Origin of the sequence: Bartonella sp. AP30XZML, assembly GCF_042195945.1 — a bacterium.
Taxonomy (GTDB): Bacteria; Pseudomonadota; Alphaproteobacteria; order Rhizobiales; family Rhizobiaceae; genus Bartonella.
Window position 1 is genome coordinate 68,852 of record NZ_JBHIPJ010000113.1, and the last position, 10,968, is coordinate 79,819.

General features: G+C 37.9%; 9 protein-coding genes. 5 read left to right on the forward strand and 4 right to left on the reverse strand.

Going from position 1 to position 10,968, the window contains the following annotated elements; genetic code table 11:
* Nucleotides 1-174: 174 nt before the first annotated feature.
* A complete protein-coding gene (locus ACFIL2_RS09000; RefSeq protein ID WP_375613249.1) occupies nucleotides 175-699 on the forward strand; it encodes a type II toxin-antitoxin system PemK/MazF family toxin in 525 nt (174 codons plus the stop codon).
* 1,539 nt (nucleotides 700-2,238) lie between these two features.
* On the opposite strand, the gene ACFIL2_RS09005 is transcribed toward ACFIL2_RS09000, so the two are convergent.
* A complete protein-coding gene (locus ACFIL2_RS09005) occupies nucleotides 2,239-2,907 on the reverse strand; it encodes a hypothetical protein (protein ID WP_375617908.1) in 669 nt (222 codons plus the stop codon).
* 1,062 nt (nucleotides 2,908-3,969) lie between these two features.
* Here ACFIL2_RS09005 and ACFIL2_RS09010 point away from each other — a divergent pair.
* Both ACFIL2_RS09010 and dut read left to right on the forward strand, forming a co-directional pair.
* Complete coding sequence (locus ACFIL2_RS09010; RefSeq protein WP_375634492.1) at nucleotides 3,970-4,779, forward strand: VIT1/CCC1 transporter family protein; 810 nt, start codon at nucleotides 3,970-3,972, stop codon at nucleotides 4,777-4,779.
* Nucleotides 4,780-5,037: 258 nt separating this feature from the next.
* On the forward strand, nucleotides 5,038-5,568 hold the full coding sequence (dut, locus tag ACFIL2_RS09015; protein ID WP_375633393.1) for a dUTP diphosphatase: 531 nt from the start codon (nucleotides 5,038-5,040) through the stop codon (nucleotides 5,566-5,568).
* Between the two features lie 837 nt (nucleotides 5,569-6,405).
* On the opposite strand, the gene ACFIL2_RS09020 is transcribed toward dut, so the two are convergent.
* Nucleotides 6,406-6,984 carry a biopolymer transporter ExbD gene (locus tag ACFIL2_RS09020; RefSeq protein WP_375677001.1) on the reverse strand — a complete coding sequence of 193 codons (579 nt, stop codon included), beginning with the start codon at nucleotides 6,982-6,984 and terminating at the stop codon, nucleotides 6,406-6,408.
* The gene (locus tag ACFIL2_RS09025; protein ID WP_375617904.1) at nucleotides 6,981-7,865 is read right to left on the reverse strand and encodes a MotA/TolQ/ExbB proton channel family protein; all 885 of its coding nucleotides are present in this window, start codon (nucleotides 7,863-7,865) and stop codon (nucleotides 6,981-6,983) included. Before ACFIL2_RS09025 ends, ACFIL2_RS09020 begins: the two co-directional genes overlap by 4 nt.
* Before the next feature lie 997 nt (nucleotides 7,866-8,862).
* Here ACFIL2_RS09025 and ACFIL2_RS09030 point away from each other — a divergent pair.
* Together ACFIL2_RS09030 and ACFIL2_RS09035 are read left to right on the forward strand one after the other, a co-directional pair.
* On the forward strand, nucleotides 8,863-9,201 hold the full coding sequence (locus ACFIL2_RS09030) for a YqjD family protein (protein ID WP_375633396.1): 339 nt from the start codon (nucleotides 8,863-8,865) through the stop codon (nucleotides 9,199-9,201).
* A 3-nt stretch (nucleotides 9,202-9,204) separates the two neighbouring features.
* Nucleotides 9,205-9,648: a hypothetical protein gene (locus tag ACFIL2_RS09035; protein ID WP_375617902.1), complete on the forward strand. Its 444-nt coding sequence runs from the start codon at nucleotides 9,205-9,207 to the stop codon at nucleotides 9,646-9,648.
* A gap of 575 nt (nucleotides 9,649-10,223) precedes the next feature.
* Here ACFIL2_RS09035 and ACFIL2_RS09040 read toward each other — a convergent pair.
* Nucleotides 10,224-10,967, reverse strand: coding sequence for a nuclease (locus ACFIL2_RS09040; protein WP_375680344.1), 744 nt, complete (start codon nucleotides 10,965-10,967; stop codon nucleotides 10,224-10,226).
* Between the last annotated feature and the right edge of the window lies 1 nt (nucleotide 10,968).

Here is a 10,968-nt window from a genome sequence, read left to right on the forward strand (position 1 = left end):
AACGAGTCACCAACATCCCTCCTCTAGCGTTGTACTCAAAAGACAAAAATAAGCAGATACATCCATTTTATGGTTTCACCTCTCTGTACTTATAAGCAACATTTTGATAAAAACTCGTGATAGAAAAGCCGTAAAATAATAAGTGAGGGGACCAATAAATATAAATGGTCTGCTATGGCTGAAGATAAGAACACAGAGCCTTCTACCCTATCACCTATTTCCTTAGATATAACCAAACTTGAAGAACCATGTGTTATGATGGAACATGATCATAATGCATGGCGCGAGCATATAAAAGAAAGAGATTTAAATGCTCCTTACGAAAAACCACCTCATATAAAACCACGAATCAAATCGGCACCACGCATCAGACAAGTTTTTTGGTGTGATTTTCCTCATGATTCGATACTCCCTGAATTTTGGAAAAAGCGGCCTGTTTTAGTGCTTTCTAAGAATGCAAAATTATATGGAAATGTGACAGTTTTACCTTTTTCAACGAAATCACAACCCAATAATCCCGCTGCGTATCCAATACAATCTCCTATAGAGAATAAAAAAGCATGGATTATCTGCAATTATGTCACAACAGTTTCTGTAAGTCGTTTAAGTTGCTCACGTACCGTTCCAAGATTATCCTGCGAAGATTTTCATAAAGTTGTAGCTCTGATGCTCAAATATTTACCGCATTTACACTATTGACTTTTGAGAAAAATAAGTGTACCTATATCAGCATACACGGCATCAGTAATGGTGGCCGCTTCCCCGCAAGGGGAGATAGGAACGAAGGAGTGGGAAACCGCTCCTTTCGTCATTTTTGGTATTTTTTTGAAAACTGCCATTTTTTGCAACCTTCCCTAGAACATATCCAACATTCATTCTCCACCGTTGTTGTTTTGAAATATCTGCGATTTGGGATAAGCAGAAGACAATATCCACACCTTGGATCCGGTAAAGTTTCCCACGGAGATTACCGAGATGTTGTACATACTTATCATTTCATTGCACAAAAAATCGTTCTGCCGTTGCTTAAACTTTATATGATTTTCCGCAATGGGAATATCTTTCCAAGATTGAAAAAAGCTTCGCTTTATATGACCACACCTCAAACGATCGTATTTTACGAGATAACAAAGAAAATTCTGTAGTAAAACAGAAATCAACACCCAACCGATTTCTATCTCTTCACCAATAACAATTGTTTATTGCCCTAACCGCATTATTTCACCTGTCACACGACCTAACATAGCTTTGCAGATAGACTTTCTTCCTCTTCTCCTAGAAACGATCTATGTTAAGCTATTTTGGGATTTACTGCTAAATTGCTTATGCTTGCACTTTGAATACCTTTTTCTCATTATACAAAAGGTAGATAAAAAAATAATTTCGTTTATCAGCTTTATTTTAAAGACACACCTATTTTTACAGGATACGTTCTCCTTTCTATCAACCCTATCACATTTAATACACTTGTCGTTTCTAAACATGAACAACCAAGCATCACAATGGAGCAATAGACACCCATCACTTTCATGGGCACTTGCATTGACAAGAGATAAACAAGAGCATTGATCACCACACACAGAGCAAAAATCTATAGCGACTACGCCATAGACTTTCGCCACGCAAGGGTTATTCTTAAAGCATATTTATGATGAGATAATCATTTATGACATCCTTTTTGTTACGCCAAAGAACGGGTTTTGCTAACTAGTTTTACTATTGTGCAAATTTCTTAAGAAAAACTCTCACTCGCTCATAGATGACAAGATTTCTTTACCCAAGAAATGCACGATGCTCAACTTCGACTATTTGACAGTGATCATTTCAAATTTTAACCAACACGACAATACACCTACTCTAAACGATTTATGTACCACCTCATCCGCAACACATTGCCAAATATCCGTACATTTCCTCGAAAAATTTTCACACTTTTACGCATAGTAAAAAAAAGATTAACTTTAATCATGTTGCACTCCATTTCAGTTGATCTGGATTTTAAAATGCCCAAAAAAATCAAACAAAAATAGAGAGGTAAGTTACGAAAACTACAGGGTAAATTTTACTGCCCCAAAATGTCTATTTTCCCCCGCCTGAACAGTCAGAGGAACACTATAAAAATTATTTTTAATGAAAAACAATTACTTATAATCTAGGGAAGAAAAGTAAAAATCTCCCCCAGAAAAAGAGTTTATCTTCAAAATTATCAAAAAAAGCAGCGCAATTTTAGTGATCTTTTTATTTTTTTTCTTTTGATAAAAGAGAGCTGGCAGGTGTCTTAGGCGCCCCTCCGGTAGGTTCCCAATTCGCAACAGCCGCTAATTCCTCAATAACATCCTTTTTTAACTTACCATTTTTCTTATTGTGTAAATCATATTGATCAGCATTCTGTTGCAACCATTTTGCAAGCGTTCCTTTAACAGTTTTACCACCCTCAACCTCACTCACCGCTTCCCATGCCGCAACAATAGCAGCAAGCTTTGGAGCATAACGTGGATGCGTTGGATCTTGAAACGCATATTTTTGGTCCTTAGTCTCAGCAGAATCATCCTCAGGGAAAAAAAATGGAGGGTACAGACCACGCGATGAAAGCCATTCTTTTAAATCATCAACGCGAACATATGAGGAATCTGCATCTATAAAATCCGAAAAATTATAGTACGACCATTCTATCTCTAATCGATTGCTTTTTCCCGCTTGAACGATAGCATGATAGGCTGCACGAAAATTAGCAGTTTTCTCTGATGATACGGAAAGGTTATCTTCGTAAATATCACTTTTTTCTGGTTCTAATTTGTTGACAAACAAATACTTTCCTGGATTTAATCCAACTATTAAAAGCGCTGCCTGCAGTATTGTTAGTTTTTCAGAAAGCCGCCAAAATTTCAAACCATCACTATTTTCCATATATGCTCCCTTTTTTTCTGCACAATTTCGCTCTTTTTTAAAAACATCAAAAACGTTTGTTAACGCGTAGAGATTATGCACTTTTCATATTTCAACTCATCCCATACTTTAAATAAAAACACAGCACCCACACCCCTCCTTGTGATACACAAGAAAATGATTTGAATTGCTTCAATATAAGAAGTTTTGAAGTGAGAGGAAACCTACTGAATTTTGGGCTTTCATACAAGATATCAGGCAAGTTACAAGGCGATAAATGCCCCTTCATAAAGCATAAATTTTTATGCGTGATCAAACAATTTGATATGATAATATCTCTTTCATTTATGCACTCCCACCCTTAAACCTGCCCCTGCAATTACAGCACAAAAGATAATTCGTTACATCAAATCCACCTAAATGCAAAAGCTGTAACAACGCTCAATGCGCGTAAATATCATAAGAATACTGTCTTACACCTCCACAAGCAGGATGATTGGCGTAAAACTGTACAATAAAATGCCATACCTATAATGAACCGTACTAAAGACTGTCGCAACATTGGGAGCTAAAGTGTATGATGATGCCAGCTTGCTCTTTTATGAAGCGTAAAGATTAAGAAGACTCAATGGAGTTTATATTATTTCATGGAAATTTTGCGGCTCTACCCTTCTATACTCTTCACGGGGGCCCCTCGCGAAATGGGCTTTTGTCCCTTGAAAAAGGTCTCTTTTTAAAGAATCATTTCAAATTCCAAGAACTGTTACAGTCTTTTGAACGCATCAAATGAATGATAGAGTCGTCCTATTTTTTTCCATATATTCACAATACATTGAAATGCTCCATTCAAACATCCCTTTAGCAAAATAAAGCACATTGTCTCTTAAATTTTTTCACGCAATTATTTCTTTCATGCGCCCCTCTCGTCTCCATTTGATAAATTTCCTTGTACTTTCTCAGCATCCCATCACCTTTTTTCTCAGTGCAACCTTTTTGTAATTTGTCAGTTTTTAACTTTTAGATTGACTTTCGGTTTATTTTTCTTATGTTTTAGAATTATTCTAAAGTGCAGAGGAACAGAAAATGTTGAGATCGTTTTTTTCATTTGTACAACGTAAAGCTCTGTCCTTTCGTTCAGCACAAAACGTGATACTTAAAGCGCTCAAAATAAAAGAGCAACATGCGGCGCTCTATTTAAAATATGCAAAAGCTCTAGAACCTTATTCCTCTAAGGAAGCCGCGGTTTTTACCGCCATGGGGCTTCAAGAGCTTAAAAATTATAAGCAACTTTTGTGCCTTTCTTGCCATAATCGTGCAAACACTATCGGTTCATTATGTGACAAAACTTCTCTTGTGAAAGGCAAGAACCGCCATCCCTCCCAAAAAACAACAGCGGCAAATCACACCATAAAAAAAACTTCGAAAACGCAAAGACAAACACTTTTGACTTGGATTCAACCAGGTCTTGCAGGATTAATGGATGGCTCTGTCTCCACCCTTGCCCCCATTTTTGCCGCAGCTTTTGCCACGGGAGACACGCATCAAACTTTTTTAATAGGGCTCTCAGCTTCAATTGGTGCGGGACTTTCAATGGGTTTCACAGAAGCAGCCCATGATGACGGAAAATTATCAGGGCGTGGTTCGCCATTAAAAAGAGGTCTTGCCAGCGGCATTATGACAACATTAGGAGGACTAGGCCATACTCTTCCCTATTTGATCAGCTCTTTTTATGTAGCGACAATTATTGCTTTTATCATTGTTTTTTTCGAACTCGGCGCCATCGTCTGGATTCAGAACAAATACATGTCCACTCCCTTTTGGCGCGCCTCTTTACAGGTCATCATTGGTGGTGCTCTGGTTTTTGCCACGGGTATTCTTATCGGTAGTATCTAAAAATCTTATCTGTAACCATAATTTAGATCTCAAATAAGCGCATGCCCCTAGGCATAAGCCATCCTTGATGATGCCATTATTGAAAAATGCCATTGATAATGTTAGGTGGTGTTGTGGAATATTTTAAGTCAGTAAGAGATGATAAGCAAGCTCTGGGGACAACCTATATCCACACACCTTTATCGACTTGGTTTTATAGATATCTTTTGTTAAAGTATCATTTTCTTCTAGACCTCATATTTTGGAAATGCCTCAATCATGTCGCACACTGAAACCAACGCCCCTCTAAACAATCATCCTGTCTCTTCTCAATCTTCACATGCCCAGACTTTATTTGTTCAGCGTCTTGCACACGGACAAGGTTTAGAACTTCCTTGCTACGCGACAGCGGGTTCTGCGGGTCTTGATCTACGGGCAGCAATTGGAGAAGAAGAAACGCTTGTTCTTGCCCCTGGGCAGCGGGCACTTATTCCAACAGGTCTCATTTTTCATTTATCACTTGGGTTTGAAGCACAAATACGTCCACGCTCTGGCTTAGCCTTAAAACACGGCATCACATGCCTCAACACTCCAGGAACAATTGATAGTGACTACCGTGGTGAAGTCAAAGTCCTTCTTATCAATTTAGGACAAGAAGACTTTTCCATCCAACGGGGCATGCGCATTGCCCAAACAGTCATCGCCCCCGTATCCCAAGTTAATGTTTGCACCATTGAACCAGAGCAAAATACCCAAAGCCATATAGAGAGCCGTGGAACAGGAGGTTTTGGTTCAACGGGACACACTTAAGAAGCTCTGAAAAATCGCTACTCTCAAAATAACACACATACTTATTCCAACCACTCTTTCACTGGAAATTCTTTGAGCTTTTAAAATGCAGAGGGAATGCGCATTTGCTTTCAAAGTTTTTTCACTAAACGCACCTCTAAACAAGCATCTCTCAATTACGTCTCGTGCGCTATACAAAACTTCATTATCACCAGATACCCCTCCCCCATAACAAAAACATTGGCATTAAACATTGAGAGCTCACACACCGCTGGTAATGTCGACAATCTATACATCATATTGATTTATAATAATAATGAATTGTCTTGCAACTTAAATGAGAAATCTCAATACTGTAAGATTGTTTCATGGCAAGCCTATTTATATTAAATCAATCAAAAGCATGTTTCTCACATTCCAAACGTGGCTAGCATGCAGATAAAAACTGAAAAAATGCCTACAATAAATAGCACTATCACAACATTGGAAAAAAATATAAATACGATAATGGTGCTCGCTTGCTCTTTTGTTAAGCATAAAGATGGTGATGTTTGATAGGTTTTTTATTATGTTACGGGGGCTTTAACGTTGTACCATTTATGAACACCGCCGCAAAAAAGGCTTTAAGATGTATTAAGACACACAACAATCGCCCTTGGCTATTTTTCTTGATCGCACCTCTTGCGGCAAGATGAGTAGAGCTTAATCCTAAAAAAAACGATTCAATATATGAACCCCCTGCATAATATCAAACCCATGCGTATTTGGTTTAATAAATCCACGGAACCCTCATCAATTTCACTCTACGACTTTGAGTAATATGCTTTGCTTCCTGCAACAAAGGCTGTTTTTTTATCACTAATCAGAGACATCGGCTGGAATATTAGCGTTTCCCGTAGGGCTCGTTGTTACGGCATCCACACGCCCCACAACGTTACCACCCGCTCCATCGACAGCAGCATCCGCTACCCCTGTTGTTTTATTATTGATCTCACCTCTTGAGACAAGATTGGTAGAGTTTTGCAATCCTACAAGACCGATTTTATTATATCCAGCCATGCGTATTTGATTTAATAAATCGATGACAGTACCATAATCAATTTCGCTATCCGCTTTGATTAAAATTTTTGCCTCTAAATTTTGCGTAGTTTCCCTCAACAAAGCTTCTCTCAAAGCTGCTTGTTCTACAAGATGATCACCAATGTAAAGAGAACGATCTTTTTGCAACGTAACATAAAGAGGTTCATCAGACTGAACCACTGAAGGTGCTTGAGTTATAGAAGGAAGCTGAACGGAAATGACAGACGTTGCCAAAGGCGCTGCAACCATAAAAACAATAAGCAACACCAATACAACATCAATAAAAGGGGTCACATTGATTTCACTTTGCAACCCACTCTCGTCTATATCCCAATCATTATTAAGGCTTGCTTTCATTTTTTATGACTTTTCTGTTGTCTTTGCCTATCAAGTTCACGGCTCAAGAGCCTTTCAAGAGCAGCAGCGATATCGCCTAAATCACTGCGATAACCACTCAAAGCACGCATAAGGCTATTATACATAACAACGGCGGGAATAGCCACAAAAAGCCCAACAGCCGTTGCGAATAAAGCTTCAGCAATTCCAGGCGCCACCACATCAAGTCGCGTTGTTTGAGACTGAGCAATCCCAATAAAAGAGTTCATAATTCCCCAAACAGTTGCAAAAAGACCAACAAAAGGAGCAATTGCGCCAATAGTTGCAAGAACAGCACTTCCACATGCAACACGGCGTGTAGCAGCCAGCAAGCAGCGTGACAAAAGTGAATGAACCCTTTCTTTTAAACCTTCATGAACATCGCGAACCCTAGCATCACGAACATCGCGGGAAACATCTTCATATTGATTGCTCTCCTCATAAAAGAGAATATCTTCAATCGTTTGTGCCCTTTCCCCTGTACTGGTTTTTTCACCAGAGCTTTCGTTTATCCCTTCAGGAGCAGAAAAATGAACCTGTTGTGCAGAAAGATACACCTCTTTAAGGACTTCTTTGAGAAAAAATACACCAGCCCCTTTGCTTTCTTTCAAGCTAGCTGCCAAACGCGTAAGAGTCTGAGCATTTAGAACCAATTGAAGTTCATGACGTACTCTTCGTTTTACCAAAGTGATCTCAACAATTTTCACAAAAGCAATTGTCCAAGACACAAGTGAAGCAAGTAACAAAATAATGATAACCGCTTTCACCACCCAATCAGCAGCCATAAACATAGAAAGAGGAGAAAAATCATGCGTTGTCACTACAGCAGACATATTATCTAAAGGTACTGTTTCAGATTCCATTTTTATCTCACATTCTTGTGCTCTTATCTTTATTTATGAGCTGGGTCGTCACCCCGCATAGCATCACTGTTCCAAAATGCCACGACCCTTTTAACGTCACTTGTGTATTCCTCTTAAGAAAGAAAACTTGATAAATCAAGTATAGTTTTATTCCACAAGCTCTCTCTTAATTCTAAAGAAATCACTCAAGAAATTTTTCTCTAACAATTCAACAAGTTTATCTTACTCAATCAATTTATTGCATAAATTAGGCAAAATGATAAAGTTACAAGAAATATCGCATATAATATTTTCATTTATAAGAATAATTTATCATCATTCCTGTTAAATGAATTCCTCATATCGCAAAGCTTCTTTCATTTCAGCGGCTCTTTTAAATCCAACAAAATATTTGCTTACATGAAACAAGCAGCAAAAATATCATAAAATCCTCGGAGAAAAGGATATGCACTTCTCTAACAACCAGTGCACTAAAGTACCTTCTATCCAAATAAAAATATACCTTTTTTAAAAAAAGAACTATCGCAATATCTTAAACTGACCAAAAGTATAATGGGAGAGCGCGTGTTGCCCCCAAATACATAGAGAACAAAGAGCCGCAATATCATTTCTTTTTCTTTGCTTCAAAAACATAAAAATGACATTATTTCTGCCGCAAACTCACAATAACCATGTTTTTTACCTGTCACAAGCCTAAAAAATAAACCTCAACACGCTTTTAAAAAACTTTTATAAAAACTGTGCCATGAGAAACTGAAGAATGGTGCTAAATTCTTGCAAAAGCATAAGACAATTTTTAACAAATGCGACCCTTTACAGACAGAGCATATCGTATAGGAAAGATTTATTTTATCAAAAACAGTTTTAAATTCGACAAAATGAAAGGAACCAAAAAAAGCTTTTGGCGTTACTCAAGCAGTGAAAATTTTCACTCCAATGCAAATGATCACTATGAACACACCAATACAAATATAATGAATCAAGAGGGAAAAATACCATGGCCCATAATAAAACAACACAGCACGATAAATCAGCCGTAGAAAAAGACCAACAAAAAGACCTACAAGGACAATTAGAAAAGTTACGCACTGAAATTTCAGGGATTACCTCAACCCTAACAGATCTTGGTGCAAACAAATTCAACGCCGCCAAAGACAAAGCAGAAAAACTATATCACTCAGCGAAAGAAAGTGGTGAAGACATGATGTCTCAAGCAAAAGATAAAATCAGTGATCTTGAACAAACCATGAATCAATGCGTTCGCAAAAATCCTGGCAAAAGCGTTTTGTTTGCCGCAGGAATTGGTTTTATTCTTTCTCAATTACTACGTCGTTAAGCAATGCATAAGTTTATCGCTCCTCTTTTAAACCATCTTGTCGGTGGAGGGCTTAAAAGCACAGTCAAGCAAGTACGCCTTCAAGCAATTTTCTATGGGTTTATTGGCATTTCATTCTTCATGTCTTTGCTTTTTTTATGTACCATCGGTTTTATTGCGTTATGTTCTGTTATGAAGCCTCTTGCCGCCGCTAGTATCATGTTTTTAATTTGTCTTTCTCTTGCGGGATTAGGTCTTATTATCAGTCGCATTCTCAAAACTTATCAACGCTATGACCAACAAAAAAAGACAGAAGAACAACGCCATAAACTCATGACAGATGCGACCGTTTCCAGCCTTGCAGCTCTCAGTCAACATCTCCCTTTTGCCAAATTGAGTGTTCCCATACTCGGACTTGCAACTTATTTTCTGTGGAAAAAAGATAAAAAAGACCGCTTTTCAGAGTAAAATATGTAAAACTGTCATTCTAAATCCCCCCCCTCAATGTGCTTTCTTTTATAACAAAAGAAAGCACATTTTTTCCTCATAGCCTCTTTAGCTTCTTCAAAAGCCTGAAAAAATCCCCTTCATTTTGGATAAAAATTCCATAGAACCGCTTCCCTTTCAGATGTCCCCATGTTTCATGAACATAGCAACATGAGGCAAAGCTTGCATTAAAAGTTCTGGTTTGATTTGAAGCAATTGGTTGTTTTTTGAAGGCAAGGTATTTTCAGTTTTACCTTTTCTCTATTTTTTCATAAGCCTTTTTTCATGACCAAAGGTCACATCAGTAGTTTGCATGTGTTCATATTTTCTGAACACTCATGTTTGTTACAATGACTATTTTGTTTAGGGGAAAAAACGCGCTCTCCCATAGCGCTGTAGTGAGCAACCTATATGCGTAAGCGAGCTTTAAACACAACAAATTTCCATAACGAACGTTGTCCACCAAGGAGTGCGTGGATTATAATTAACTTTTTTCTGATAAGATTTGCAGTAGAATATTGTCTTGATTTTTAAATAGCGCTTAAGAGGACGCTTTATCAATAATGGTCAATGGGATTATAGCTCCCATGATCTCTTCGCCAATCTTCTGGTTGTTGAAATTGGCTCGACCATAAACCGTTTTGTGCTTTTTGAGCAGCAGATTGTAGAATTTTATAGTCTGCTGGGGATGGAAAATGATGCTGATCTTTTGTCAACACCATCAACCCTTCTGCCAGCCCCAAACGTGCCAGATCAACCCCATCTACAAAACATTGTGCATAATGAACCTGTTGAATGACACGTGCTTGCCGACAAGTAACATTTTTATCGATTGTTTTTGAGACAAGCCAAGCAGTAACAAAAGCACCACATGGCCACTTAACTCCGTTGCGTGAGGCAAATTGTCGTGTTTCACAGCTTTCCACACCATATAAGCGGATATCACGGATAATCTTTTTTCTCCATCCATCATCCACGAGCGTGATCATTTTAAAGGTCACACCACTTGTGACCTGTATAGCACCGGAATAGACCGGCACATTTTCTTCATAAAATTGTGATGCGATTGGTTCTGGATGCAATACCACATTTTGTTGGCTTGCGTCTTGTTGGTTTGCATAATCTATCAATTGTGACTTCGGATTTTGAACGGGGTTTTCTATTGTCTTTTCTGATCCTTTTAAAAAAGAATTTTGAGTAAGTTGTTCATTATTTTTAATTAAATAAAAGTATCCTAAAATAATAATAAAAATTAAGACAATATATTTAGGCGCTGCTCGAAGATATTTTAAAAGTATCATT

Excerpts from the sequence above, each read along its gene's own strand:
- ACFIL2_RS09040 (WP_375680344.1), bottom strand. The coding sequence starts at position 10,967 with ATGATACTTTTAAAATATCTTCGAGCAGCGCCTAAATATATTGTCTTA.
- ACFIL2_RS09035 (WP_375617902.1), top strand. The coding sequence starts at position 9,205 with ATGCATAAGTTTATCGCTCCTCTTTTAAACCATCTTGTCGGTGGAGGG.
- ACFIL2_RS09000 (WP_375613249.1), top strand. The coding sequence starts at position 175 with ATGGCTGAAGATAAGAACACAGAGCCTTCTACCCTATCACCTATTTCC.
- ACFIL2_RS09030 (WP_375633396.1), top strand. The coding sequence starts at position 8,863 with ATGGCCCATAATAAAACAACACAGCACGATAAATCAGCCGTAGAAAAA.
- dut (WP_375633393.1), top strand. The coding sequence starts at position 5,038 with ATGTCGCACACTGAAACCAACGCCCCTCTAAACAATCATCCTGTCTCT.
- ACFIL2_RS09010 (WP_375634492.1), top strand. The coding sequence starts at position 3,970 with ATGTTGAGATCGTTTTTTTCATTTGTACAACGTAAAGCTCTGTCCTTT.
- ACFIL2_RS09020 (WP_375677001.1), bottom strand. The coding sequence starts at position 6,984 with ATGAAAGCAAGCCTTAATAATGATTGGGATATAGACGAGAGTGGGTTG.
- ACFIL2_RS09005 (WP_375617908.1), bottom strand. The coding sequence starts at position 2,907 with ATGGAAAATAGTGATGGTTTGAAATTTTGGCGGCTTTCTGAAAAACTA.
- ACFIL2_RS09025 (WP_375617904.1), bottom strand. The coding sequence starts at position 7,865 with ATGGAATCTGAAACAGTACCTTTAGATAATATGTCTGCTGTAGTGACA.